The sequence below is a fragment of the Bordetella muralis genome (assembly GCF_054781015.1).
Window position 1 is genome coordinate 277,400 of sequence record NZ_BAAGVF010000006.1, and the last position, 26,185, is coordinate 303,584.

Below are 26,185 nucleotides of genomic sequence, written 5' to 3' on the forward strand. Positions count from 1 at the left end.
TTTGCCCAGCCCATGAGCGTCAAGACAGCGCTGCGCGTCATCGAGATCATAGAAACCTATGCTCGCGAGCGGCGCGCGTTGCCCTTGTCGGAGCTGGCGCGCCTATTGGGTGTGCCGGTCTCCAGCTGTCTGGCGCTGATTCGTACCTTGGCCGATCTTGGCTATCTGTACGAGACAGGGCGACGGCAGGGTTATTACCCTACGGGTCGGTTGCTGGCGATGGCGCAACGCATCGCCGCGTCCGATCCGGTTCTGGATCGTGTTTATCCCAGCTTGATCGAACTGCGCGATGCGACGCAGGAAACGATTGTGTTCGGGAAACTCACCGGCGAGGGCAAGGTTGTCTATCTGGATGTGCTGGATTCTCCGCACACCATTCGCTATGCCCCGGTAGCCGGGGAGTTTCGCGAGGTACATGCGAACTCTCTTGGCAAGGCGTTGTTGTCTGTCCTGGATACGAAGGCTCGCCATGCGTTGCTCAATAGCTATGCTCTGACTCGCTATAACGAGCGTACGTTGACGTCCGTTGATGCGGTTGATGCGGATCTGGAGTTGTCGCGGGAGCGGGGGTGGTTCATGAACCTCGGTGAGTCGATTCCCGATGTGTGTGCGCTGGCTTGGCCGGTGACGTTGTCGGGGGAGACGTATGCGATTTCTGTGGGGGGGCCGGTTTATCGGTTGGAGCCTCGGCAGGAGGAGTGTGCTCGGATATTGAGGGCGGCTTGTACGGGGTTGGAGCAGGGGTAGTTTTTTTGCGTGCGGTGAGGTTTTCTTTTGGTCGTCGAGCCGAGGCAATCGGCCCGGCCGGGCTTCACAAAGTCGGTCCGGCGCGCGGGCGCCGGACACCGCGTCGCTCACCTCGTCCGCGCCTTCGCGCTCCCTACGGTGGCTGCTGGCTCGACTTTGAGGCGCCCGGCCGGGCCGATTGCCTCGGCTCGACTGGCAGCAATTAGAATTCTCTGCATCGCTGGCACGACTTTTGTGCTTGGCGTTTTTTTTGCAGCGCCTGGGAAGAGAGAAAGGTCTTGCGGTGCTGCTTTCGGGGGACGCCCTGCGCGTCCACCTCAAGCGATCGGGCCGGGCATGCGGGAGGGGTGGCGTGGTGCCTGTTGGAAGATCTGCTTGGTTGCGATTAAGGCTGGCGATGATGATGCGTAGAGGTCTCTTTGGAGACTCGTCTGTTGCATACCTGCGCGCCGCATGGCGCCTGTAAGCACTCCCTGATTCCCAGCACCAGCCCCCGCGCCGATTCAATACGACTTCGGCAAACCCAGCACCTTCTCTGCAATGAAGCACATGATCAATTGCGGACTGACGGGGGCAATGCGCGGGATATAGCTCTCTCGCAATAAACGTTCAACGTGATATTCCTTGGCGTAGCCCATACCCCCTAAGGTGAGGACGGCTGTCTGGCAAGCGTTATGTCCCGCCTCTGCGGCGAGATACTTGGCCGTATTCGCATAGGGGCCGCAGGCCAAGCCCGCGTCGTACATGCTGGCGGCTTTGAAGACCATTAAATTGGCCGCTTCCAGTTGCATCCATGCCTGGGCCAAGGGGTGTTGAATGCCCTGGTTCTGGCCGATGGGACGTCCGAATACTGTGCGTTCACCTGCGTACTGCACGGCGCGATCGAGGGCGGCGCGGCCTATGCCGACGGCTTCGGCGGCGATGAGGATGCGTTCGGGGTTCAGGCCGTGCAGGATGTATTCAAAGCCTCGGCCTTCTTCACCGATGCGGTCGGCAACAGGGATGCGCAGGCCGTCGATGAACAGCATGTTGGAGTCGACGGCTTTGCGGCCCATTTTGTCGATTTCTCGGACTTCGATTTTGCTGCGATCCAGGTCGGTGTAGAACAGTGAGAGGCCCTGGGTGGGCTTGGCGACGTCGACCAGCGGGGTTGTGCGCGCCAGCAGCAACATTTTGTGAGCGACTTGTGCGGTCGAGATCCAGATTTTGCGGCCATGGACGATGTACTCATCACCATGGCGTTCCGCACGTGTGGAAAGTTTGGTGGTATCCAGACCTGCATCGGGCTCGGTGACGGCGAAGCAGGCCTTTTCGCGGCCGGCGATCAGCGGGTCAAGCCAACGCTGGCGTTGCTCGTCGGAGCCAAATACGACCACGGGATTCAAACCAAAGATATTCATGTGCACGGCCGACGCGCCAGCGAAACCCGCGCCGGAGGCAGCGATGGTTTGCATCATCAGCGCGGCTTCTGTCATGCCTAATCCCGCGCCTCCATACGCTTGCGGCATGGCAATCCCTAACCAGCCATCGCGTGCCAGATCCGCATGAAAGTCATGAGGAAAACCGCCATCACGATCGCGTTCGAGCCAGTATTCATTGGGATAACGCTCACAGACGCGTTCGATCGCATCGCGCAACGCCAGTTGATCGGATGAAAATTCAAAGTCCATTACGAAATTCCTTTCTGAGGTGCAGCATCATGAGCGGTGATCTCCTGTGTCGCCCGAGCGGCAATGAGTGCGTCGATTTCCGCATCGGTGCAACCGGCTTCGCGCAGTATCTCCTGGCTGTGTTCCCCCAATCGCGGCGCGGGCCGGCGAATGGTAGTCGGGGTGCGTTCGTAGCGTCCCAGCGGCGCGGTCGTACGCAATCGGCCCTCGGTGGGGTGATCCATCTCATGAACGAAACCGGTGCTCTGCAGATGTGCGTCGTGGATCAGGTCATCAACCGAATAGAGGTGCGCGGCAGGAATGTCTGCTTGCGTCAAGTCAGCGAGCCATTCAGCGCTGCTGCGTGTACGCATGATGTCGGCCACAAAGGCATACGCCTCATCAATGTGACGAGCGCGGGCAGTGTGGCTGCTGAAACGTGGATCTTGTTCCAGCTCGGGCCGGCCGATCAGCGCAAAGAAATTTCGCCAATGTTTGTCGTTGTAAATCAGCAGGCATAGATAACCATCTGCGGTCGCATAGGGACGCCGGTGCGCGGCCAGCAGCCGGGCATAGCCGGTAGAGCCCAGCGGCGGCTCGAACGTTGCGCCGCCGAGGTGGTCGCCCAGCACCATGTGGGCCATACCTTCGAACATGGGGATTTCAACCGATTGGCCTTGGCCCTGTGCACGAGCATGCAGGACGGCGGACACGAGCGCGATGGCCACATGCAGGCCGACGGCGCGATCTGCCAGCGTCAATGGCGCATAGCGCGGGACATCGCCACTCTGCTGACGAAACAGATCCGCAATGCCTGTTTGTCCCTGGATCAAATCATCGTAAGCAGGGCGACCGGCATAGGGGCCGGCCTCGCTGAAACCATAGGCGCCAATGTAGACCAGGCGAGGATTGCGTGCGGACACGGCCTCGTACGATAGGCCTAGCCTTGCCATGGCTTGGGGCCGGATGTTGTAGAGCAGCGCATCGCAGCTCTCCGCCAGCTTTAGACACGCTTCGCGGCCCGCTTCGGTTTTCAGGTCCAGCACGATGGACCGCTTATTGCGATTCAAATGCAGGTACAGATGTCCCATGCCAGCATTGCGCATGGGACCGACGGCCCGCATGTTGTCGCCAGCGGGAGATTCGACTTTGATCACGTCTGCGCCCAGATCGCCCAACACCTGCGTGGCATACGGACCCATCACGACTGAGCTCAAATCCAAAATGCGTACGCCGGACAACGGACCGGTGGTCACAGGAGGCGAACCTGTGTCAATGTCAGATGTCGGCCCGTTGCGGACAGGTGCGTCATGATGCTGCATAGTGTTCGAATCTCTGTGGTTTGCTGGCGCTGCACACTTCGTTAACGCACAACAATGCGGGTGCAGAGGGCGAGGCGCAATCAGCACATCTCTGAAAAAACAGCGCGATCATTGCGCCTGGATTCCTGCGTCTTTAATCAGTTTTCCCCAGAGGTCGCGTTGTTCGCTGACAAAGGCGGCAAAACTCTCCGGTGTGCCGCTAAACGCGTCGAAGCCGAGATCTGCCAGACGTTTGCGCACGTCGGGTTTGTTGACGATCTGGTTGATAGCGGCATTGAGTTTGGTCACGATCTCCGGCGGCAATCCTGCCGGGCCGAAATAGCCGTTCCATGAGTTCAAATCAAAATCGTTCACACCGGCCTCACGCATGGAGGGCAGGTCTGGCACGATAGTGCTGCGCTCTGCCGTGGACACAGCCAGGGCGCGCAGTTGGCCGGATTGCACAAAAGGCAGGCCCGAAGCCAGATCCGTAAACATGATGTTGACTTGGCCACCGACAAGATCGGTCAGCGCCTGGGGCGTCCCTTTGTAAGGCACGTGCAGAATGTCGATGCCGGCACGGTGCGCCAGGGTGCCCCCCGCCACGATGCCTGTGCTGTTGCCGCTGGCATAGGTGACTTTGCCCGGATTTTTGCGGGCGTAATCGACGAGTTCCTTCACGGTGGTGTAGGGCTGTTTGGGATTGGTCACCAGCAGAAAGGGCAAGTTGCCCCCGCGTGCAATCGGCGTGAAATCCTTGACCGGGTCGTAGGGGACGTTCTTCATCAAGAACGGGGCGGCCGAGTGCGAGGTATTGGTGGTGACGAACAAGGTGTAGCCGTCGGGCTTGGCACGTGCGACGTACTGTGCGGCGATGGTGGCGTTGGCGCCGGGTTTGTTTTCTACGATCACTTGTTGTCCCAGTATCTGCCCCAGTTCGGCGGCAAAGATACGGCCTACCGCGTCGGTGCCGGATCCTGCGGGAAAGGGCACGATCAGCGTGATCGGTTTTTCGGGGTAGGCGGCTTGGGCGGGGGACGTGAATACGGACGCAAGCGCGGTGCTGCATAGCGCCGCGGCGCGTAGGATGCGTAACAACATGGGGTCTCTCTCCGGTTGGTGGATGGCGGCGGCTCTGTGATGGCGGTTCTGCCTGCGGTGGCCGCTGGGCCGGGTGGCATTACTTGGATGTGTTTCCTGTCGTGGGGGCAGCAAAACCGCGTATTACGCGATCTGGAGATTCTTCGTAGGGCGGCGAGTAGATGACCAGCAAGCGCACGGGGGTGTCGCTGGTGACGGTGAAAACATGAGGGATATCGGGCGGGAAATAGCAACAGTCACCGGCGACCATGTCGGCGGATTCGTCACCGACTTGGGCGCGGGCGGTGCCCTCGAGCAAATAACAGACTTGCTCGATGCCGGGGTGGGCATGGGGCAGGGCGCCTTGGCCCTTTTCTATTACGCCTAACAGGACTTCTACGTGCTTTGCTCCGACGTTTTCTGGGCCGATCAGGCGGCGGTTGAGGGTGCCAGTGTGGTTGGCGGGGTGGTAGCCGGGGACTTGGGATTCGCGGACTAGCCAGCTGGGAGTGTGGGGCATGATAGGGAAATGAATTTTATGAGTGTGAAAATTATTTCACAGATGTGAAATCACGAGCAAGGGGGTTTTCCCGGAAAGACTCGCTAGCCCAACAGCCCCTGGCTACCAGCTAACCAAACAGCCCGATTTCACTGCTGCTGCAAATCCCATAAAGCCGCCAACATATGCCGCGTAGCAGGCTCGCTCACCTTTTCGCGATAGGCAATCCCTAGTTGCCGCCACAATGCCGGTCGCAACGGCCGCATGAGAATGCGTTCATCTGGCGCTGGCGCGCCCGCCTCGTGAGGCAGCAATGTCCCACCATACCCTGCACCGACGAGGCTCTTGATGGCATCGTTGTAGTTCAACGCGATGCGGGGAGCAGGCCGCAGGCCGACGTCGGCAAACCATTGTGTGGTCAATCTGGATAAATGCGTGCCCGGGTCGTTCAGGATGAGCGGCCGTTCGGCCATCCAGCGGGGGGTGATATGAGCAGGCGCGCGCCAGGCCGCAGGCAGGAATGCCACGACCGGATCGCGTCGCCAGGGCTGGATTGTCAGGCCGGCAACCTTGGCCTGAGGTAGGGCGACGATGCCAATATCGAGCGATCCGTCGGTCAACTGGACAAGGGTTTGTTGAGAGGTCAGGACTGCGATTTGTACATCAATCGCCGGATGCGATTGCGCCAAAGCCGCCAGGGCGCGTGGCAGCAAATGAGCGATGACGCCGGTCGATGCACCCAGTCGGACACGGCCCGCCAGTCCCTGGGCCTGACGCGACACGTCATCCAGGGCATGTGTCACGTCGGCCAACAGCTTTCGTGCATGATCGATCAGGCTTTCGCCGATGGCTGTGGGGCGTACATGGCCTTTGGTTCGAGACAGTAATTGCGCGCCCACGCGCTGTTCCAGTTCGCTGATGTGCAGACTGACGGTAGGCGGCGCCAAGTGCAGCAGTGCCGCGGCCTTGGCGAACGAGCCCTGGTCCGCAATGGTGACGAGCGTGCGCAGTTGATCCAGGTTGATTTCTCGCATGGCGCCTCATAGATCAGAATTTCTGAATAGGAAGATTATTAAATTCAACTTTTCTAATTCTACGAGTCGAGTCACGATAACGCCATCGACCATTTACCGGAATCATCGCGATGACGACTCCTCATGTTTTTATTGACGGCGACCAAGGCACAACCGGCCTGCAGATCCATGCACGCTTGCAGGGGCGCGACGATATTGTCATTGATACTTTGCCGGCGGCTTATCGCAAGGACCCGCAGCGTCGCGCCGAGGCGTTGAACGCCTGCGACATCGCCATTTTGTGCCTGCCTGACGCGGCAGCGCGCGAGGCGGTGGCGCTGGTCAAAAATCCCCACGTGCGCATCATCGACGCCAGTTCGGCTCATCGTGTCCAGGATGGCTGGACGTATGGATTTCCGGAGTTGAGTGCCGATCAATCGCGTCTGATTGCGCAGTCCAAGCGCGTCACGAATCCGGGTTGTTATCCCACGGGCGCTGTCGGGCTGCTATCGCCCTTGGTGACGGCGGGCTTGCTGCCGTCTGACTATCCGCTGGCCATTCAGGCCGTATCGGGGTATTCCGGCGGTGGGCGCGCAGCTGTTGAGCGGTACGAGGGCATCGATCCGCACAGTGAGCAACGGAGCGCCAGCCAACAGTCCAGCAGCCTGCCCGCGTTCCAGATCTATGGCTTGCCGCTGCAACATAAACACGTCCCGGAAATTCAACGTTATGCCGGTCTGGCATTGCCGCCGGTTTTTGTCCCGGCTTACGGGGCTTATCGCCAGGGGATCGTGCTCACCATTGCGTTACAACAACGCCTGTTGCCGGCAGGGGTGGACGCCGGGATAGTGCAGGCCTGCCTTGCCGGCCATTACGCGGGCGCGCAATACGTGCGTGTGTTGCCGCAGGCCGAGTCTTCCGCGTTGCAGGCCTTGGACCCCCAGCGTTTGAATGACAGCAACAATATGGAGCTCGCTGTTTTCTCCAATCCCGAGCATGGCCAGATTCTCTTGACAGCAGTATTCGATAATCTGGGTAAGGGCGCTTCGGGCGCAGCGGTGCAGAACCTGGATTTGATGCTGCAAGCGGCGTAGTTTTCGCCGGGGCCGGTTGGTCGCCGAATCCATCAACGCCAACAGGGCCTATGCCCCTGTATATCGACGCGGCTGTTACACTGCCGCGTCTTCGCCTTTTTCGAATATTTTCATGTCTGCCCCCCGTTTAGACGCCGCCGCGCCGTTGCCTCAGTGGCTGCAGTACCTTGAGTCCATTCACAGCAAGGCTATCGATCTGGGGCTGGACCGGGTCAAGCAGGTGGCGGACCGCCTGGCGCTGCAGTTGAACGGCGTCAAATTCGTGGTCGGCGGCACCAATGGCAAGGGTTCGACCTGTGCCATGCTCGAGGCTATCTTGCTGGCCGCCGGCTATCGGGTGGGCTTGTACACCTCGCCGCACCTGATCGATTTCAATGAGCGTGCCCGGATCAACGGCGAGATTGCCAGCGACACCGCGTTGACTGAGCAGTTTGCCGCAGTCGAAGCGGCACGCGGCGAGATTACGCTGACATATTTCGAGTTCACGACGCTGGCGATCCTGCGCTTGTTCGCACAGTCGAATCTCGATGCCATTGTGCTGGAAGTCGGCCTCGGGGGGCGTCTGGATGCCGTCAATATCATTGACGCCGATTGCTCCATCATCACCAGCGTCGATCTGGACCATACCGAGTGGCTGGGCGACACCCGCGAAAAAATCGGCTGGGAAAAGGCCCATATTTATCGCAGCGGCAGGCCGGCCATATGCAGTGATCCGCAGCCGCCGCAGTCGTTGCTGGACTACGCGGCAGAGATCGGCACCGATCTGTGGCTGTTCGGTAAAGACTTCAACTATTCCGGAGATCGCCAGCAATGGGCCTATGGCGGCCGAAGCCAGCGCCGCAATGCCCTGGCCTATCCGGCATTGCGGGGCGCAAACCAGTTGCTGAATGCGTCGGCCGCGCTCGCCGCGCTGGAATCGGTACGTGACCGCCTGCCTGTACCGCAGCAAGCCGTCCGTATCGGTCTGTTGCAGGCATCGGTACCCGGCCGGTTCCAGATTTTGCCAGGCCAGCCCACCATCATTCTGGATGTGGCCCATAACCCGCACGCCGCAGCGGTGCTGGCTCAAAATCTGGATAACATGGGGTTTCATCCCTACACCCACGCAGTCGTGGGCATGCTCAACGACAAGGATGTCGACGGCGTGCTGGCCAAAATGCTGGGCCGTGTCGATCACTGGTACTGTGCAGGGCTGCCAGGGCCGCGCGGAGGCAGCGGGGACGACTTGGCCAGGCACGTTTCGTCTGCAATCGAGACGGCTCCGGCCGGTTCCGACGGGCCTACCGTGCAAACGTACGCTGACCCCGCCGCAGCGTTCGCCGCGGCCCGCGAGCGGGCAGGCGAGGGTGATAGAATCGTGGTGTTTGGCTCGTTTCTCACCGTTGCCGCGGTTTTGCAGGCACTGGGTCGCAAAATTTAAGGTTTCGGCAGTCGGGGCGCAGGCTCCGGTCAGGTCGCAAGGAATTCCTGCCCATGGGATTTTTCACTCGCAAAGACTCCGCCTCTCAGGCATCGCCCTCTAGACCGCGTCCGTCGGTATCGAGCGAAGCCCAGGCGGCAGAACTCCGTGGGCGTGCGCGCCGGCGGTTAGCCGGCGCCGTCGCGCTGGTGCTCGCAGCTGTTATCGTGCTGCCGATGGTATTGGACTCCGAGCCCGTACCGGTGGCGGACGATATTCCTATCCGCTTGCCGGATCGCAATACCCCTTACCAACCGCAGGTTTCGCCGCCGGCCGTGGCCGATGCGGGCAATGCTGCCACGGGTACCACGCCAGAGGGCACCGCGGTCACACCGCCTGCGACGCCTCCCGTAGAGCCGCCTGCTGTTCCTACGCCGCCTGACGTGTCTACGCAACCCGAGACGCCGCCGCCTGCCACCGCTCAGCGGCCCGAGACGCCGCCTGCCGCAGTGACTCCGCCCAAGCCGCCGGCGACCAAACCGCCAGTCACGCCGCCCAAGCCGCGCGACGACGATGGCGCCCGGGCGTTGGCGCTGCTGGAGGGCCGTTCCCCGTCGGATACGCCCGCGCCAGCCGCACCCAAGCCGGCCGCGCCCAAACCCGCCGCCAAAGGCAATTTCGTCTTGCAGATCGCGTCCTATGGCGCCCAGGCGGATGCCCAGTCGCGACGTACCAAACTGCATCAGGCCGGTGTTACCAACGCTTTTGTCGAACAAGCTTCCGTTGGAGGTAAACAGTCGTACCGCCTGCGCGTGGGGCCGTTCCCGTCGCGCGAGGCAGCCCAGGCTGCTCAGGCACGCCTGCGCACGCTGGGTTATGACAACGGCTTCATCGCCAGCCAGTGACCGGTTTCGATTTCGTCGTGTTGGCCATCCTGGCAGCCTCCGGTCTGCTGGGGTTGGTACGCGGCCTGCTGAAAGAAATCCTGTCCTTGATGGCGTTTCTGTTGGCCTTCGTGGCAGCGATCTGGTGGGGCCCCTCTGTATATGGCTGGATTGAACCCTATATAGAGACCCCCATGCTGCGTATGGGTATTGCGTATGCGGCGGTGTTTATTTTGGTGTTGCTAGGGGTAGGGCTGCTCAATATGACATTGGCTGCCCTGATCCGTACGACCGGCCTGTCGCCGGCAGATCACGGCCTGGGGGCGGTGTTCGGGCTGGCACGAGGTTTATTGTTTGTGTTGGTATTGGTGGCGTTGGGCGGCTATACGCCGTTGCCGCAAGAGCCCTGGTGGCAGAACGCCATGTTTTCGCATTCGGCCACCGAGGCCGTCAGGCATATCAAGTTGTGGTTGCCCCCGTCGTTGGCGACGTGGCTGCCCTACTAAGTTTCGTTTAACGGGAAATCACCATGTGTGGAATCATCGGGGTCATTGGGCGCGGGCCGGTCAACCAGCTGCTCTATGACGGTTTGCTGCTGCTGCAGCATCGTGGCCAGGACGCGGCAGGTATTGCGACGTCGTCCCAAGGCAGCCACTTCAACATGTTCAAGGCCCACGGCCTGGTGCGGGATGTCTTCCGCACCCGCAACATGCGGTCGCTGCCCGGTACCAGCGGTATCGGTCATGTGCGCTACCCCACGGCGGGCTCCAGCGCCAGCGAAGAAGAAGCCCAGCCGTTCTACGTGAACGCCCCGTTCGGCATCACTTTTGCCCATAACGGCAATCTGACCAACTGGCGCGAGCTGCGTGAGTCGCTGTATCGCGATGACCGCCGCCATATCAATACGAATTCCGACTCCGAGGTGCTGCTCAACGTGCTGGCGCATGAGCTGCAGTCGGCCGCCACGGGCGTGTCGCTCAACGACGACACGCTGTTCCGTGCGGTATCGGCCGTGCACAAACGGGTGCGTGGCGCTTATGCTGTCGTGGCCCAGATTTCCGGCTATGGCATGCTGGCATTCCGAGATCCGCATGGCATACGCCCGCTGTGTATCGGCCGCCAGGAAACCGAGGAGGGCGCGGAATGGATGGTCGCTTCGGAATCCGTCGCGCTCGAGGGCAGCGGTTTTGCGTTTGTGCGCGACGTCGAGCCGGGCGAGGCGATTTTTGTCGATCTGGATGGCCGCATGGTTAGCCGCCAATGTGCCGACAACCCGCAACTCGTTCCTTGTATCTTCGAGTACGTGTATTTCGCACGTCCCGATTCGATGATCAATGGCGTGTCGGTGTATGACGCCCGTCTGCGCATGGGTGAATATCTGGCCGACAAGGTGGCGCGCAATATGCGTCTGGGCGACATCGATGTGGTGATGCCGATTCCGGATTCGTCGCGTCCTGCGGCGATGCAGTTGGCTGCACGTCTGGGGCTGGACTATCGCGAAGGCCTGATCAAGAACCGCTACGTGGGCCGTACGTTCATCATGCCAGGCCAGGCGGTGCGCCGTAAATCCGTGCGCCAGAAACTCAATGCGATCGGCAGTGAGTTCAAGGGCAAGAACGTACTGCTGGTCGATGATTCCATCGTGCGTGGCACGACCAGCCGCGAAATCGTCGATATGGCGCGTGCCGCTGGCGCGAACAAGGTCTACTTCGCTTCCGCTGCGCCTCCAGTACGTTTCCCGAACGTGTATGGCATCGATATGCCTACGCAAAGCGAGCTGATCGCCACGGGCCGTTCTGACGAGGAAATCGCGCGTACGATCGGCGCTGACGGATTGATCTATCAGGATCTCAGCGATATGCAGCGCGCGGTCACGGACATCAATCCGGCTCTGACCCGTTTTGAGTCGTCCTGCTTTGACGGTCAGTACGTGACCGGCGATATCACGGCGGAATACCTCGAGCGTCTGGGCCAATCGCGTGGCGACTCAGACGGCGATGAGTCTACCGGCGGGCTGCAGTTCAACATGGGATTCTCGTCGAACGACGCCTGATACGGCGCATGATCGGCCTTTCCTTTCTGTAACGATGCCGGGCAGTGGTATGGCCCGGCATCATGTTTTTTTACCTCGGTCCAATTACATGCAATCTTCTCGTCGCCTGTTATGGCTGATCGCCATTTTCTGCTTTGGTGCGTTGGGCGTTGCCCTGGTGTCGCAGCATGTGTATGACATGCCGCCTTGCGCATGGTGTGTGTTACAGCGCTTGATCTATCTGACTATCGGCGTGATTGCCTTGATCGGTGCCAATGTGGGGCTGCTGGCCCGGTTGTGCGCGGGGTTGGCGGCCATATTGAGCGCGGGCGGGATTGCTGCGGCTTGGTATCAATATGATGTGGCGGCGCATATGTTTTCCTGCGATCAGACGTTCGCGGATCAGTTCATGAGTGCGTCGGGGTTGGATGGGGCGGTGCCGTGGCTGTTCGGGATTTATGCCAGCTGCATGGATGCGATGGTGGAAGTGCTCGGGGTGGAGTATGCGCTCTGGAGCTTGAGTTTGTTTGTGGTGTTGTTGTTGGCGAGTTTGTGGGCGATGTTGCGGCGGTAAAGGGATCGGGCAGGACGGGGGATCGAGTGCTATTGGACGTCGAGGCGGGGCAGTGACCGTGTTGGCGCTTCACGTGGCCGGTCGGCCGCCTGCGCGGCCGACACCGCTTCGTTCGTCTCGTACGGCCCCTTCGGGCCTCCCTTCGACTTCCACTCGCTCGGCCACGAGGCGCGCCAACACGGTCACTGCCCCGCCTCGACTCGCAGCATCTCTGATTCCCTCGTCGCTGGCACGGGTGGTTTTCTTAGGCTTCGTAGGAACTGGCGTTTGCAAGGATGAAGATCTTGCAGGGCCGCTATTCATTGGCGCCTACGGGCGCGCCAATGAATAGCGTTCGTGATCTGCATGCCATGGCTTTGGCATTGGAGATAAGCAGAAGATCTCTCGAGCTACGAGTTCGTTATACCTAGAGATGAACTACGCATCATCGCCGCACGCGTCAACTCTAGCCAAGCAGATCTTCCAAACCAGCACCACGCCACCCCGCTGCATGCCCGGACTGATCGCCATTTTCGGGGGTGCAGGGCACCCGAAAATGGCAGCCCTGCAAGATCTTCCTCTTTACCAACACGGCGACAGAAAAACGCCAAGCAAGACAACCGTGCCAGCGATGTGATGAGCTTGAATTGCTGCGAGTCGAGCCGAGGCAATCGGGCCGGGAGGGCGCCTCAAAGCCGAGTGGAGCGGACGTCGAAGGGAGCGCGAAGGCGCGGACGAGACGAGCGAACACGGTGTCCGGCGCCCGCGCGCCGGACCGGCTTTGTGAAGCCCTCACGGCCCGATTGCCTCGGCTCGACGTCCATAAGCACGCCACCCTCGCCACGCCCATTCAGCACCAACTAGCCAATCGGCTGAGCGCGGATCCTGCCCCCTGCGACGAGCTAATCGTATGAGGAGAAGCTGCAGACTGCCAGACGGTTTATCAGTCTGCCCGATGCTGCAGGCTGTAGGTAGCGCGGTCGTCTTGGGCTAGTAATTTGGTCAGGACGGGCATCGTTTCTTTCAATGCCGCGTGCAAGGTCCAGGGCGGGTTGACGATGAACATGCCGCTGCCATGCAGGCCGAATCCATCGGCTACGGGTCGTTTTACCGTCAACGATACGTGCAGCCAGTTTTTGATCGGCAGGTTCTCGAGATGGCGGGCCATTTCGGTTGCCTCGCGTCGTTGAACGAGCGGATACCATACAGCGTACGTGCCGGTCGCAAAACGCTTGAGACCCTCTTTGACGGCATTTAGTGTGCGCTTGTAGTCCTGTTTGTCCTCGTAGGAGGGGTCGATCAGCACCATGCCCCGACGTGTCGGCGGGGGCAACAGCGATTTCATTCCTTCGAAGCCATCTGCGGCAAAAATGGTGGTTTGACGTAATGCGACCCGGTCGAGTTTTTCTAGATTGCTCGCCAAGATTCCCGATTCGTTCGGATGCATTTCAAACAAGCGCAGCCGGTCGCGATCGCGTAATGCGTCCAGCGTGAACCAGGGTGAGCCTGGATAATGGCGCAAGCGGCCATTGGGGTTGTAGCGCCGGACTTGGGCGACGTAATCCGCCAGCAGTGGCGGCAGATCATTCATATCCCACAAACGGCCGATGCCGTCGGCAAACTCGGCGTTCTTGTTGGCCCATTCGCTATCGAGCGCATATAAGCCTGCGCCAGCATGGGTGTCGATGACCCAGTAGGGATTGTCCTTAAGGTTCAGATATTCCAGCATTTGAACCAGCAGCGCGTGCTTTAACACGTCGGCATGGTTGCCGGCATGGAAAGCGTGTCGATAACTAAACAAAATAATTTCCTGTCGTCAGGCAATAGGGGGAATACTGGCCAGCTCGTCGGTGAAAATGGCGTCCATGCCCCAGGATAGCAGCAGTTGCGCGCGCGCCGGATCGTTGACGGTCCAGGCGGCAATGCGGTAGCCCGCTGCGTGTACGTCCTCGATCAGCTCAGGGGTGGCATCACGCTGGTTGATGTTAAGGGCGACGCAATCATACTTGGCCAAGCGTTCGCGCCAGTCGGCGGGCACGTGTTCGACCAGCAGGGCCCTGGGCAATTCCGGTGCGGCGGCCTGGGCCGCGGCCAGCGAGGCTTCGGAAAACGAGGACAGCAAGGGGGCGACGGTGGCGCCTTGCCAGAGCGCGCGCGCTTCCAACGCTATTGCCGTGCCGGTTTCGGCTTCGCGGCCGGGACTGGGTTTGATTTCGACATTGCAGGCAATGTGATTGGCGATCGCGTAGCGGGCTACGGCCTGAAAGCTGGCAACAGGTTCCCCAACATAGGCCGGTGAATGCCAGCCTCCCGCGTCCAGCAACACCAGTTCCGTGTAGGGCAGGGCGCCAGCAGGGCCACAACCATCTGTGGTGCGATCCAGGTCGTCGTCGTGCAACAGAAAGGCGATGTCATCGCGACTGAGTTTGACGTCGAACTCGACCATGCGAAAACCGTGCTTTGCGCCCACGCGCATCGCTGCCAATGTGTTTTCGGGGGCCAGGCGGCCGCCGCCGCGATGGGCAATATGAGTAGGATATGGCCAGGAAGCGGACATAGGGATGATCGTGAGATAGTGAAAACCAGACCGAATAAAGGTCGAGGTTGCAAGAATAACCCTTCAGGGTTCATTAAGCTGGGTTTCCAGAAAATTTAATAGCCCCTGACCGAAGGGCATCCCTATACTTTGTCACCACAACAGAGAAGGGTGTGACACACACCCGGGTAATTCCCTATCGCTGTGCGTGCACGGTCTTGTTTTGCTTGCGGTACAAGGTCCCACGTTCCAGTGATATTCCATAAAGAAGGAGACAAGGTTTGACCTGGGATCTACTGCCTTTGGCCTTGGTAGACGGTGTGGCTTATGCCAGCCTGCTATTTCTGGTCTCGATGGGCCTGACGCTGGTGTTTGGCGTCATGGGAATACTGAACGTCGCTCACGGCGCGTTTTATGCGTATGGCGGTTATGCGGCGGCCACTTTTGTCATGGCGCTCGCGCCACATAGCGAATCTCCCATTTTGTTGTTTGCGGCCCTGTTCGCGGCCGCGATTGTCGTAGGGCTGGTGTTGGGCGGCGTGATGGAGTTTCTGCTGATCCGCCGCGCGCAGAACTACGATCCCATCCTCAAACTGCTGCTGACCTTTGGCGCGTTTCTGATGCTGGAAGACATCCAGCGCATGATCTGGGGCGCACAGCCCTATAGCGCCAGCGAAGTGGTAAACCGGTTGGGCAATATCGAGTTGGGCGACATCACCTACACGACGTATCAGTTGATCATCGTGCCGGTGACCGCTTTACTGGCTTATGTGTTTCTGGAGTTTTTCCTGAAGCACACGAAGCTGGGCAAGCAGACCGTGGCCATGACCCACCATCGTGAGGTCGCCACGTCCTTGGGCATCAACGCAAAGAAGATCGGCCTGGTGACTTTCGTGATCGCGACGATTCTGGGGGCTTTGGGCGGTGCGCTGGCGTCGCCGACGACCTCGCTCGTGCCCGGCGCCGGGACCGATATGACAGTGTTGTCCTTTGCTGTGGTGGCGACGGCGGGCCTGGGGCAAATCACGGGTGCGCTGATTGCTTCGCTGTTGATCGGCATTATCCGCGCCATGACGGTCTACACCGCGCCCGAACTGGAGGTCGCCGTCCCGTACATCATCATGGTGCTCGTGCTGATCATCCGGCCGCATGGCCTGTTCACCGTGGCTCAAACAAGGAGGATCTGATGAGCGTTCCTATCCTCAGCGTATTGGCCGCGATCGTCACGCTCATCGTGGGCTATAGCTTTTCCTGGACCATCACGCCGATTGTGATTGGGTTGACGTACGCGATCGCGGCCCTGGGAGTCTCGATCATGGCGCGGGCTGGGCAAGTGTCGTTTGGTCATGCCATGTATGCCTGCATCTCCGCGTATACGGTCGCATTCCTGGCGCGGGCCATGCCCGGCGCAGATGCATTGCTGCTGATCGTGGCGGGTGTGGTCGCCAGTTTCGCCGCTGCATTGATCGTCGGCTCGTTCGTGGTGCGTTACCGGGGGATTTTCTTCGGGATGTTGAACCTCGCGCTCAGCATGGTGCTGTTTGCGTTGCTGGGCAAGCTCTATCACCTGACGGGCGGCTCGGATGGATTGCGCATTGTGCGTCCCACCTTGTTCGGCATGGTTATGGAACGCGCGGCCTTTGAGCGTGGTCTGCTGGTGCTGACCTTGGTGTTGTCGCTGCTGCTGGCGTGGTGGGTACAACGTTATTTCCGTTCGGGTAGCGGGCAGGCATTGTCGGCCATCAAGACCAATGAGACTCGCATCGAATACCTGGGCTTTTCCGCATATCTGATCATGTGGAAAGGGTATCTGCTGTCGGCTGTGGTGGTGGGTATATCGGGTGCTTTGCTTGCCTTGATGCAGGGGCTGGTCACGCCTGAGCTGGGTTCCTGGCTACGGTCAGGGGAGTTCGTCTTTATCACCATTCTGGGCGGGGCGGGCCACGCGGCTGGCGCATTCCTGGGAGCCGCCGCGTTCGAATTCGTCAAGCTGGCCTCGGCCGCCTATTTCCCCGGGCTGTGGCAGTTCCTGTTGGGGCTGACGTTGATCTTGGTGATCTTTATTTTCCCGACCGGCTTTGTCGGTCAGATCATGAAGCGCATGGCCAACTCCAAACCGGCAAGGAACTGAGCATGGAACCGTTAGTGAAGACGACCGGCCTGACGCTCGCCTTTGGCGGCGTCGTGGCGGCGGACAATATTGATTTTGAGCTGCATGAGGGCGAACGCCTTGCCGTGATCGGGCAAAACGGTGCGGGCAAGACCACGTTCATCAACATCTGCACCGGATACCTGAAGCCCTCAAAGGGCAAGGTCTACTTCAACGGCAAAGACGTGACCGGCATGGCACCGCGCAGGATCGTGCGGCTTGGCCTGGGGCGCTCGTTTCAACTGCCGCAGTTGTTTACAGAGCACACGGTGCGCCAATGCGTGCAAATTGCTGCGGCGAGACGCAATAAAGACCTGAGCTGGTTCCGTGCCCTGGAGCACACCATAGATGGTCGGGAAGTCGATGCGACGCTGGATCTGGTGGGATTGTTGCCGGACGCCGAGGCGCTTTGCATTGAGCTGCCGGAGGGCAAACGCAAGCTGCTGGACGTGGCCATGGCGTTGGCCCTGCAACCCAAACTCCTGATCATGGACGAGCCCACCAGTGGCGTAGCCTCGGAGGACAAGCACGGCTTGATGGAAACCGTCATGCATGCCCTGGACGAGCGCCGGGTGACGAGCTGGTTTGTGGAACACGACGTGGATATCGTATCTCGCTACGCCACGCGCGTGGCGGCGTGGATCGCCGGCAAGGTCGCTGCCGACGGTTCGCCCGAGCACGTCCTGAACCATCCGCAAATCAAGAGCGAAGTCCTGGGGGTATGAGCCATGTTGAATCTATCGGCCATTAACGTAGACCTCGCCGGCAACCGCATTCTGCGTGATGTCACTGCCCGATTTGAGGCGGCGAAAACGATCGGCATTGTCGGCCGCAATGGCGCGGGCAAGACGACGCTATTACGCACCATCATGGGTCTGACTCGGCTGAAATCCGGGCGTATCGAGTTCGACGGCATTGAGCTCTCGGCGCTGCCGGGACATCTGCGAGCGGCACACCAGATCGGCTATTCCCCCGAGGATCGCGTGATTTTTCCCACGATGACGGTGGAGCAGAACCTGCGTCTGCCTTGCGAAGTACAGGGACAATCGAATGAAGCGATCCGGCAACGTATCGACACGGTGCTGAAGGTTGTGCCTCAGCTGGAACCCATGTTGGCGCGTTCCGGGGCGGCGTTGTCGGGCGGGCAGGGCAAGATGGTGGCGCTCGCCAGAGCAGTGATGGTGGGCACGCGCCTGTTGATGCTGGACGAGCCCTTTCAGGGGCTGGCGCCGAAGCTCGCGCGCGACTACACCGAGGCTCTGGCCCGGTTGAAAGACTTGCAACCCGATCTGTGTGTGGTGATTACCGAGTCCAACGTCAAACTGCTCGGCGATATCCCGGACCAGATCTGGACCATCGAGCGTGGCGCGATCGCACTGAATTGAAGGGAACCTTCATGACACGGGCGCAGGTAAACCCAATACGGGTGGCCCTCAGTGAATAGTGTTCTCGCCACTGAAGACTATTTGGCAACACGGTAAGTAACCCCAGGCAGAAGACGGAGAGAGATATGGGTCAATTACAAGGCAAAGTCGCCATCATCACGGGCGCAGGCAGTGGCTTTGGCGAAGGCATCGCCAAGCTTTTCGCCAAAGAGGGCGCTCAGGTGGTGATCGCCGACATCAATAAAAAAGCCGCTGATCGTGTGGCCGGCGAGATCGGCAGCGTTGCGCTATCACTGCAGACGGATGTCTCCAGCCGCGCGGACATCGACGCGATGGTCAAGCATACCCTGGAGGCATTTGGCGGACTGGACATCGTCGTGAACAACGCCGCCATCACCCATAAGAACCAGCCCATGCTGGATGTGGATGAGGAAATGTTTGATCGTATGTTCGCGATCAATGTGAAATCCATCTATCACATGTCGCAGGCCGTTATCCCGCATATGCGCCAGCAAAAACGCGGTGTGATCCTGAACATCGGTTCCACCGCCGGCATCCGGCCGCGTCCCGGGTTGAGCTGGTACAACGCCTCCAAAGGCGCGGTAAACGTGTTGTCCAAATCGATGGCGGTTGAACTGGGCCCCGACAATATCCGTGTCAACGCCATTTGCCCGGTGATGGGTGTGACGGGGATGTTCGAATTGTTCATGGGATTGCCGGACACGCCGGAGAACCGCGCGAAATTTTCGTCCACGATTCCACTGGGCCGTTTCTGCCAACCGTCGGATGTCGCCGCAGCGGCGCTTTATCTGGCCAGCGATGCCGCAGAGTTCATCACTGGCGTCGAGTTCCCGGTGGACGGCGGCCGCACGATTTGATGCACAGCGGCGTGCGTTGACGGGCGTAGTCATGCGATCCTGTGTGGCGCCATTGAAGGACGTAGTCCTGCAGCCCGGCGTTTAGCAATTCGTATTGGGAGGCTGTCGTGTAACTGGGTGCCTGACGTTTTACATAGATGTGTCTTTGCTGCAGCCGTTCGCAGCAGCCATGCGTTCAGATTTTTCGGAGTTGTCGATGAAAATCAAAGCTGCCGTTTTGCGTAATATGGGCCTGGCCGCGCCGTATGCAGACAGCCGTCCCTTGCAAATCACCGAAGTCGAACTGGACCCGCCAGGCTTCGGCGAAGTCTTGGTGCGTATCCGTGCTGCGGGCCTTTGCCATTCAGATCTATCCGTCATCAATGGGGATCGCCCGCGCAGCCTGCCTATGGTGCTCGGCCATGAATCATCGGGCGAGGTCGTCGAGGTTGGCGCCGGTGTCACGGATCTGAAAGCCGGCGATCATGTCGCCATGGTCTTCGTCCCCAGCTGCGGCTGCTGCCATCCCTGCCTGGAGGGCAGGCCGGCACTGTGTGAACCGGGGGCGGCCGCAAATACGCAAGGGACATTGTTGAGCGGCGCGCGGCGCTTGCATGTCGGTGACGAGTATTTGAATCACCACACGGGTGTGTCGTGCTTTGCCGAATACGCCGTCGTGTCACGCCGTTCATGCGTCAAGGTCAACGTCGAACTGTCCCATCGCGAGGCGGCACTATTCGGTTGTGCTGTCTTGACCGGGGCGGGAGCGGTGTTGAACCGCGCTCGCGTCAAGGCGGGCGACGATGTGGCGATTGTCGGTTTGGGCGGCGTGGGGCTGAGCGCCTTGCTCGCTGCCGTCGCAGCTGGCGCGCGCCGGGTGGTGGCGGTGGATCTTTCCGACGACAAACTGGCGTTGGCGCGTGAGCTGGGCGCCACGCATACGGTGAACCCCAAGCAGGTCAAGAGCGATGACGATCTCTATGACCTGTCCGGCGGCCGTGTGCATTATGGGCTGGATATGGCGGGTGCGGTGCCCGCGTTTGAAACGGCCTACAAACTCACCCGGCGGGGCGGTGCGACCATCACCTCGGGCCTGCCGAATCCCAAACTGGGTTTTTCGCTGTCACTTTCTCAGATGGTGGGCGAGGAGCGTGAAATCCGCGGCAGCTATTTAGGCTCGGGCGTTCCTGCCATCGATATTGGACGCTACATCGATCTATACAAAGGCGGCCGATTGCCGGTAGACAAAATGATGGGCAAGTCCTTTACGCTGGATCAGATCAACGAGGGCTTCGACGAGCTGGCGACAGGGAGCAATCTGCGCGACGCGATTGTGTTTTAACGGCCAGATTTCAGGCTGAATGCGCTGATGGGATCGAGAGGGGTGTCTTGTCCAAAACCTCAGACGAATCAACGGACCTGACACCGCATCGACCAAGTGGGCCAGTGGCCTGCTTGGTCAATCGATAAATCTTATGAACTGTTGGACAGGAGACAACACAATGAAGAAACTTTCCAGGCTGACCCCCTTGCTGGGCGCCGTGCTGCTATCGAGCGTGGCGGCATTCGCCCACGCCGCCGACAAACCCAAAGAGCTCAGTGTCGGCATCTCGACCTATTTGTCGGGCTCGGCCTCGGTGTTCGGCATTCCCGCCCGCGATGCTGCCGAGATTTTGATCCAGGACATCAATGCCAATGGCGGCATCGATGGCGTGAAAATCGTGCCCAGCTATATCGACGAGGGCGGCGGCGGCGAAAAGCTCCTGACCGAGTATCGCCGTCTGGCAGAGGGCGGCACGCGGGTCATGCTGTCGGCGATTTCCAGCGGCCACTGCAACATCGTGGCGCCCGTGGCCGAGGACCTGAAAGTCCTGAACGTGCTGTGGGACTGCGGCACGGAAAAGGCCCTGGAGGGCAAGAAATACAAATACGTCGTTCGTACCCAGGCCAACGCCACCACCGAGATGGTGGCACAGGTGCTGTACCTGATGAAGGTGAAGCCGGACTTCAAGACGCTGGCCATCGTCAACCAGGACTACGCCTGGGGCCGCGACTCGCGCGACATCTTCATGGCAGCGCTGAAGAAATTCAAACCCGACGTGAAAGTCGTCGCCGAGATGTTCCCGAAATTCGGCGCGGCGGACTTTTCCACGGAAATCAGCCGTTTGCAGGCGCTGCGTCCGGACGTGATCCTGTCGACCTCGTGGGGCGGCGATCTGGATAATTTCGTGCGCCAGGCTTCGCAGCGTAACCTGTTCAAGAACTCGACATTCGTCCTGTCGCTGGCCGAAAGCTCGCTCGAGCGGCTGGGCAACGCACTGCCCGAAGGCGTCTACATCGGGGCGCGCGGCGACCACTATTTCCTGCACCCGGAAACCAAGGATGATCCCGCCCACCAGGCATTCATCAAGAAATTCCATGACAAGACCGGCGCCTATCCGATTTACTCGGTGTACCACATGGTGCAAGCCCTCAATGGCCTGAAAGCGGGCTACGAAAAGGCCATCAAGGACAACGGCGGCGCATGGCCCACGCCGGAGCAGGTGGCCGCGGCAATGCACGACATCAAGTTCAAAGGCTTTGGGCGTGAGCTGACGCTCAATCGCGTCGACGGACAGAGCCTGGAGGCGCAGCTCTTTGGCGTGACCAAAAAGAGCGACAAGTATCCGTTCAAGGTGCTGTCGGATATCACCATCGTGCCGGCGGATCTGGTGACCCCGGGCGTTGAGGAAACGTCGATGGGCTGGATTGAAAAGAGCTTGAATGCGGACGTGCTCAAGAGCGATCAGATCAAGGTCTATAAAGACTGATTGTTCTGCACGCGTGTGACATTCGGCGCCCGGCATGTTGCGGGCGCCTTTTTTATGGTTCACATGACCGATACGGGATTCGCGCTGGGGACGATTTGCGTTACTTTGAGGGGGTAGATGACCTGGTATTTCTTTGAGGAGACGCGCAATGATCAGCAAGAACACAATCTGTTTATGGTTCGACCGCGACGCGTTGGATGCTGCGACGTTCTACGCCGAAACCTTTCCCAATAGCTCGGTAGGGGATATTCTCCGCGCCCCGGGCGACTATCCCGATGGCAAACAGGGCGATGTCTTGATGGTGCAATTCACCGTCGCGGGTATTCCATGCGTCGGTCTGAACGGTGGCCCGGTTTTCAAGCACAGCGAAGCGTTTTCGTTCCAGATTTCCACGGAAGATCAGGCGGAAACGGATCGGCTGTGGAATGCCATCGTTGGTAATGGGGGGCAGGAAAGCGACTGCGGCTGGTGCAAGGATCGCTGGGGGTTGTCGTGGCAGATCACGCCCCGCGTTCTGCTCGAAGCCATCACCGATCCTGATCCGGCCGTCGCAAAACGCTCGTTCGACGCCATGATGACGATGAAAAAAATCGATATCGCTACCATTGAGGCCGCGCGGCGTGGGTGAGGCGCAGGGCAGGCCGGGCTGTTCGTCGCCCTGGTTTTTGCGCCCCGAGGATAAGCAACGCCGCATCGCCGCTCGTTGCGGCTTCAAGGCTGCGAGGCTGCGTCGGGCGCGCGAGAGCGCGGCGATCCATGGCCGTCTTGCGCAGCGGGCCGATTGTGTCATCCTGGCTAACTGTTTCTGATTATTGCTGCCGATTCTTTTTGATCACATTTTGACCATCAAATGCTATATTTTTAAACAGAAAACAGCATTTATTGTCATGGTGTGTCTGGCTGCGTTAGCAGTGAACGCTTCTGGCGCTCGGTTGATTAAAAGGAATCGCAGTGAGCCAATCATTTACGTTCGAGTACCCGGGTGATAGTCATGGCTATCTCGTAGACAACGCGGGTGTCGTGCTTTACAAGATACCCGTGACATCGAATGTGACCTACCGCGTCACCGAAGCGTCCGATGATGGCAGTTTCGCGATCGGGGATACCTTGACGGTCGAGACCACTAGCAATGGAGAGACACAACTCTTCGAGGACGTGACGATTGTCGGTACTACGAGTACAGGTATCGTGGCGCAGATGGCCGGCGCGCCCTATCTATCCTATCTGACCACTGACTTCAGCCAGTCCTACGAAGTCGGCGACACGATTCCTTTTTCGACTGATCCCGCGGACGTGTTTCCAGTATGTTTTGTGCGTGGCACGTTGATTGAGACCCTCTTGGGGCCAGTAGCCATCGAAGACCTCGAGCCGGGCTGCCAAGTCCGTGGCAGCACGGGATGGCGTACGGTCAAGTGGATAGGGTGGCGCAACTATGGCGCGTTTGGATTGCGTACCCCCGGACAAAAAGCCCGCTGCGCACCGGTACGTATTCGCAAGGATGCATTGGGCGACAACCAACCGGCACAGGATCTGCTCGTCTCACCTTGGCATCATCTGTACGTCGATGGCGTGCTGGTGCGTGCGCATGATCTGATCAATGGCATCACGATCACGCAGGAAGAGCAGGTGACAAGCGTGTCGTACTACCACGTTGAGTTGGACCAGTTCGATGTGGTGCTGGCCCATGGCGTCTATTCCGAGTCGTGGGCGGATGGCGGTAATCGCGATTTCTTTCAGAACGTCGATGTCACCGCACTGCGCCCTGAAGATAAACGCCGCCGCATGGCGGATCGGCCTGGCTTCAAGGCGCTGCGTCAGGCTCAGGAGATCGCGGCGATCCATGGCCGTATTGCGCAACGGGCGGACATGCTGGCCTCGGCACAGCGGTTGTCGAAAGCCGCTTGATCTGCACGGCCCTGAGGCTGTTGCATAGCCATGGCCTGGAACACCGTTCAGAGCCCGGCTGCCGTGAGATGCTCGTAAAGAATCGTTGAGCCGATCCCGATTAGCGCAATTCCGCCCAGGATTTCCGCGCGCTTGCCCGCGATGCTGCCCAGAATTCGGCCCACCAGCACGCCTATTGTCACCATGAGCGTCGTGGCCAAGCCAATCGCAATGGCGGTGACCACAATATTGTTGTCAATAAAGGCCAGGCTGACGCCAACGGCCATGGCATCGATGCTCGTGGCAAAACCCGTGGCGGCCAATAGCCAGAAAGAATGGCGTTTTACCGGGGCTGTTTCCTCATTCTCCAGCTTGAAGGCATTGCGGATCATCATCAGCCCCAAAATACAGAGCATGGCGAAGGCGATCCAATGATCCCATTCGCGCACATACTGGGCGGCGACAGAGCCGAGGCCCCATCCGATGAGCGGAGTGATCGCTTCGATGACGCCAAAGATGACGCCGGTTCTGAGGGCCTCGGGGAATTTGGGGTTTTTGAGGGCGGTGCCTTTGCTGACAGCGGCGGCAAAAGCATCCGTAGACATCGCCAGGGCGAGCACGAGCGTGGAAAGTGCGTTCATGTTGACCTAATCAACCGGGCATAGACAGCACAGACCATTCACACGCCCGGCGCAATGTGAAGGATCTATGGTCTCGCCAAGCCACACAGGCCGCTTGCGCCATGGCCGTCGGGCCAAGAATGTTGACGCAAGCCTCTTTCAGAAAATCCTGAAAGGAAGCTACTCCCCAGAGAGAACGGCGATTTTATCAGACTTCGTGTTAATCTTTTTATACCTAAGGGGGGTATCCTATGTCGCACATCTCGACGCACAAAGACGAGCTGCTCAAGCGCGTTCAACGGATCGCTGGGCAGGTCCATGCCGTCCAGCGTTCTCTGGAAAACGAGGCCGACTGCGACAAAATCCTGCATCTGGTCGCAGCGACCCGAGGCGCGCTGAATGGCCTGTTGGATGAACTGCTGGAGGCCCATGCCCGAGAGCATGTCGCTCATCCGGATTTGAGTGCAGACGAACGGCAGCAGGGGGTCGAGGCGCTGGTCACGGCCATCCGGCGCTATTCCAAATAGTGGACCGTTGACCGTCCATGACATCAGACACAGGTATCAGCCGATCCTGCGGCCTTGCCGTTGCATTCTTTCCGTCTCGGTAATCCGGGCCTATTGAGTGACACAATGAATACGAGCGACAATCTGTCAGCAGACCAGCATGGACATTCGTTCCTCGGCCGCGACCACGACGCCAACGCAAAGCGGACGACCTGGGTCGTCGCCCTGACGTTCGTCATGATGGTGGGGGAGGTCATCGCCGGCTATGTCACGGGCTCCATGGCCTTGTTGGCCGATGGTTTTCATATGGCGACCCACGCTGGGGCGCTGGGCATCGCAGCTGCGGCATACGGATACGCCAAACGTCATGCGGATGACCGTGCATTCAGCTTCGGGACGGGCAAGGTCGGGGAGCTGGCTGGTTTCGCCTCCGCGCTGATTCTGGGCATCGTGGCGCTGGCCATCGGGGTGGAATCGGCACTCCGATTGGTCAATCCGAGCTCGGTGGCGTTCGGCGAGGCCACCGTTATTGCGGTCATCGGATTGCTGGTCAATATCGTGAGCGCGATGTTGCTCTCGGGCGGGCACGGGCATCACCATGGGCACCCTCATCACTCGCACGGTCACCGGGCCCACGGTAGCCATGAGGCGCACAGCCACGGACATGCCAGTCACGACCATCATCTCCACGACAACACTCACGAGCACAGCGGTCATGGCCACGGCCAGGACAACAACCTGCGCTCGGCCTACTTACATGTGATGGCCGATGCCTTGACCTCGGTATTGGCTATTCTGGCCTTGCTGGCAGGCCGCTATCTCGGATGGGTATGGCTCGATCCTGTCATGGGCATCGTCGGGGCGGCCGTCATCGCGCGCTGGGCCTGGACACTGATGCGCGATACCAGCAGCGTCCTGCTGGATGCCACGGATGATCACGTCGCCGAGGAAATCCGGGACGCCCTTGAATCATGCGCCGGCACGACCATCACTGACCTGCACGTCTGGCAGATCGGCCCGCAGGCGCGGGCAGCCATCGTCTGCGTCAAGGCGGCGGCTGGTATTACCGCAGGCGAGATTCGCGCCAAACTCGCGTCTATCGATGAAATCCGTCACTTGACGGTCGAAGTCGCCCCTCTGCCGGACGCTGCCAAACTGCTTGTCTGATATCCCGCTGACAATGGTAA

At 59.7% G+C, this 26,185-nt stretch carries 26 protein-coding genes and 1 riboswitch; of the genes, 18 read left to right on the forward strand and 8 right to left on the reverse strand.

Going from position 1 to position 26,185, the window contains the following annotated elements; translation table 11 throughout:
• Positions 1-12 precede the first annotated feature (12 nt).
• On the forward strand, positions 13-747 hold the full coding sequence (locus ACYVIT_RS12290; protein WP_415808977.1) for an IclR family transcriptional regulator: 735 nt from the start codon (positions 13-15) through the stop codon (positions 745-747).
• 503 nt (positions 748-1,250) lie between these two features.
• On the opposite strand, the gene ACYVIT_RS12295 is transcribed toward ACYVIT_RS12290, so the two are convergent.
• The 5 genes from ACYVIT_RS12295 to ACYVIT_RS12315 all read right to left on the reverse strand — a co-directional run bounded on the left by ACYVIT_RS12295 (position 1,251) and on the right by ACYVIT_RS12315 (position 6,310).
• On the reverse strand, positions 1,251-2,417 hold the full coding sequence (locus ACYVIT_RS12295; protein WP_415809010.1) for an acyl-CoA dehydrogenase family protein: 1,167 nt from the start codon (positions 2,415-2,417) through the stop codon (positions 1,251-1,253).
• Complete coding sequence (locus ACYVIT_RS12300) at positions 2,417-3,652, reverse strand: CaiB/BaiF CoA transferase family protein (protein ID WP_415809009.1); 1,236 nt, start codon at positions 3,650-3,652, stop codon at positions 2,417-2,419. The genes ACYVIT_RS12295 and ACYVIT_RS12300 overlap by 1 nt, the downstream gene beginning before the upstream one ends.
• A gap of 174 nt (positions 3,653-3,826) precedes the next feature.
• Entirely contained in the window at positions 3,827-4,798 is a 972-nt protein-coding gene (locus ACYVIT_RS12305) for a Bug family tripartite tricarboxylate transporter substrate binding protein (protein WP_415809008.1), read from the reverse strand.
• 79 nt (positions 4,799-4,877) lie between these two features.
• Positions 4,878-5,297, reverse strand: a complete 420-nt coding sequence (locus ACYVIT_RS12310; RefSeq protein WP_415809007.1) for a cupin domain-containing protein — start codon at positions 5,295-5,297, stop codon at positions 4,878-4,880.
• A 128-nt stretch (positions 5,298-5,425) separates the two neighbouring features.
• The gene (locus ACYVIT_RS12315; RefSeq protein WP_415809006.1) at positions 5,426-6,310 is read right to left on the reverse strand and encodes a LysR family transcriptional regulator; all 885 of its coding nucleotides are present in this window, start codon (positions 6,308-6,310) and stop codon (positions 5,426-5,428) included.
• A gap of 110 nt (positions 6,311-6,420) precedes the next feature.
• On the opposite strand from ACYVIT_RS12315, the gene argC reads away from it, so the two are divergent.
• The 6 genes from argC to ACYVIT_RS12345 all read left to right on the forward strand — a co-directional run bounded on the left by argC (position 6,421) and on the right by ACYVIT_RS12345 (position 12,272).
• Positions 6,421-7,383, forward strand: a complete 963-nt coding sequence (gene argC / locus ACYVIT_RS12320; RefSeq protein WP_415809005.1) for an N-acetyl-gamma-glutamyl-phosphate reductase — start codon at positions 6,421-6,423, stop codon at positions 7,381-7,383.
• A 112-nt stretch (positions 7,384-7,495) separates the two neighbouring features.
• Positions 7,496-8,803 (forward strand): bifunctional tetrahydrofolate synthase/dihydrofolate synthase, encoded by a 1,308-nt coding sequence (folC, locus tag ACYVIT_RS12325; protein ID WP_415809004.1) that lies wholly within the window; start codon positions 7,496-7,498, stop codon positions 8,801-8,803.
• Positions 8,804-8,856: 53 nt separating this feature from the next.
• Positions 8,857-9,687, forward strand: coding sequence for an SPOR domain-containing protein (locus ACYVIT_RS12330; protein ID WP_460478203.1), 831 nt, complete (start codon positions 8,857-8,859; stop codon positions 9,685-9,687).
• A complete protein-coding gene (locus ACYVIT_RS12335; RefSeq protein WP_415809002.1) occupies positions 9,684-10,172 on the forward strand; it encodes a CvpA family protein in 489 nt (162 codons plus the stop codon). Before ACYVIT_RS12330 ends, ACYVIT_RS12335 begins: the two co-directional genes overlap by 4 nt.
• Before the next feature lie 23 nt (positions 10,173-10,195).
• The gene (gene purF / locus ACYVIT_RS12340) at positions 10,196-11,719 is read left to right on the forward strand and encodes an amidophosphoribosyltransferase (RefSeq protein WP_415809001.1); all 1,524 of its coding nucleotides are present in this window, start codon (positions 10,196-10,198) and stop codon (positions 11,717-11,719) included.
• An 88-nt stretch (positions 11,720-11,807) separates the two neighbouring features.
• A complete protein-coding gene (locus tag ACYVIT_RS12345) occupies positions 11,808-12,272 on the forward strand; it encodes a disulfide bond formation protein B (RefSeq protein WP_415809000.1) in 465 nt (154 codons plus the stop codon).
• Between the two features lie 922 nt (positions 12,273-13,194).
• On the opposite strand, the gene ACYVIT_RS12350 is transcribed toward ACYVIT_RS12345, so the two are convergent.
• The gene (locus tag ACYVIT_RS12350) at positions 13,195-14,052 is read right to left on the reverse strand and encodes a 23S rRNA (adenine(2030)-N(6))-methyltransferase RlmJ (protein WP_415804842.1); all 858 of its coding nucleotides are present in this window, start codon (positions 14,050-14,052) and stop codon (positions 13,195-13,197) included.
• Positions 14,053-14,067: 15 nt separating this feature from the next.
• Entirely contained in the window at positions 14,068-14,808 is a 741-nt protein-coding gene (gene ugpQ, locus ACYVIT_RS12355) for a glycerophosphodiester phosphodiesterase (protein WP_415804843.1), read from the reverse strand.
• A gap of 260 nt (positions 14,809-15,068) precedes the next feature.
• Between ugpQ and ACYVIT_RS12360 the strand changes: the two genes are divergently transcribed.
• From ACYVIT_RS12360 to ACYVIT_RS12400, 9 genes are all read left to right on the forward strand, one after another.
• Positions 15,069-15,974 (forward strand): branched-chain amino acid ABC transporter permease, encoded by a 906-nt coding sequence (locus ACYVIT_RS12360; protein WP_415804844.1) that lies wholly within the window; start codon positions 15,069-15,071, stop codon positions 15,972-15,974.
• On the forward strand, positions 15,974-16,918 hold the full coding sequence (locus ACYVIT_RS12365; RefSeq protein WP_415804845.1) for a branched-chain amino acid ABC transporter permease: 945 nt from the start codon (positions 15,974-15,976) through the stop codon (positions 16,916-16,918). The genes ACYVIT_RS12360 and ACYVIT_RS12365 overlap by 1 nt, the downstream gene beginning before the upstream one ends.
• 2 nt (positions 16,919-16,920) lie before the next feature.
• On the forward strand, positions 16,921-17,661 hold the full coding sequence (locus tag ACYVIT_RS12370) for an ABC transporter ATP-binding protein (RefSeq protein ID WP_415804846.1): 741 nt from the start codon (positions 16,921-16,923) through the stop codon (positions 17,659-17,661).
• 3 nt (positions 17,662-17,664) lie between these two features.
• Complete coding sequence (locus tag ACYVIT_RS12375) at positions 17,665-18,321, forward strand: ABC transporter ATP-binding protein (RefSeq protein ID WP_415804847.1); 657 nt, start codon at positions 17,665-17,667, stop codon at positions 18,319-18,321.
• Positions 18,322-18,446: 125 nt separating this feature from the next.
• Positions 18,447-19,199 (forward strand): SDR family oxidoreductase, encoded by a 753-nt coding sequence (locus ACYVIT_RS12380; protein ID WP_415804848.1) that lies wholly within the window; start codon positions 18,447-18,449, stop codon positions 19,197-19,199.
• A gap of 196 nt (positions 19,200-19,395) precedes the next feature.
• Positions 19,396-20,520: a zinc-dependent alcohol dehydrogenase family protein gene (locus ACYVIT_RS12385; protein ID WP_415804849.1), complete on the forward strand. Its 1,125-nt coding sequence runs from the start codon at positions 19,396-19,398 to the stop codon at positions 20,518-20,520.
• 160 nt (positions 20,521-20,680) lie between these two features.
• Entirely contained in the window at positions 20,681-21,988 is a 1,308-nt protein-coding gene (locus ACYVIT_RS12390; RefSeq protein ID WP_415804850.1) for an ABC transporter substrate-binding protein, read from the forward strand.
• Between the two features lie 148 nt (positions 21,989-22,136).
• Positions 22,137-22,616: a VOC family protein gene (locus tag ACYVIT_RS12395; RefSeq protein WP_415804851.1), complete on the forward strand. Its 480-nt coding sequence runs from the start codon at positions 22,137-22,139 to the stop codon at positions 22,614-22,616.
• A gap of 323 nt (positions 22,617-22,939) precedes the next feature.
• Complete coding sequence (locus ACYVIT_RS12400; protein ID WP_415804852.1) at positions 22,940-23,893, forward strand: Hint domain-containing protein; 954 nt, start codon at positions 22,940-22,942, stop codon at positions 23,891-23,893.
• A 47-nt stretch (positions 23,894-23,940) separates the two neighbouring features.
• On the opposite strand, the gene mntP is transcribed toward ACYVIT_RS12400, so the two are convergent.
• Positions 23,941-24,513 carry a manganese efflux pump MntP gene (gene mntP / locus ACYVIT_RS12405; RefSeq protein ID WP_415804853.1) on the reverse strand — a complete coding sequence of 191 codons (573 nt, stop codon included), beginning with the start codon at positions 24,511-24,513 and terminating at the stop codon, positions 23,941-23,943.
• Positions 24,514-24,516: 3 nt separating this feature from the next.
• Positions 24,517-24,693: riboswitch (yybP-ykoY riboswitch) on the reverse strand.
• A gap of 50 nt (positions 24,694-24,743) precedes the next feature.
• Between mntP and ACYVIT_RS12410 the strand changes: the two genes are divergently transcribed.
• A complete protein-coding gene (locus ACYVIT_RS12410; protein WP_415804854.1) occupies positions 24,744-25,019 on the forward strand; it encodes a metal/formaldehyde-sensitive transcriptional repressor in 276 nt (91 codons plus the stop codon).
• 105 nt (positions 25,020-25,124) lie between these two features.
• A complete protein-coding gene (gene dmeF / locus ACYVIT_RS12415) occupies positions 25,125-26,165 on the forward strand; it encodes a CDF family Co(II)/Ni(II) efflux transporter DmeF (RefSeq protein WP_415804855.1) in 1,041 nt (346 codons plus the stop codon).
• The last annotated feature ends 20 nt before the right edge of the window (positions 26,166-26,185 follow it).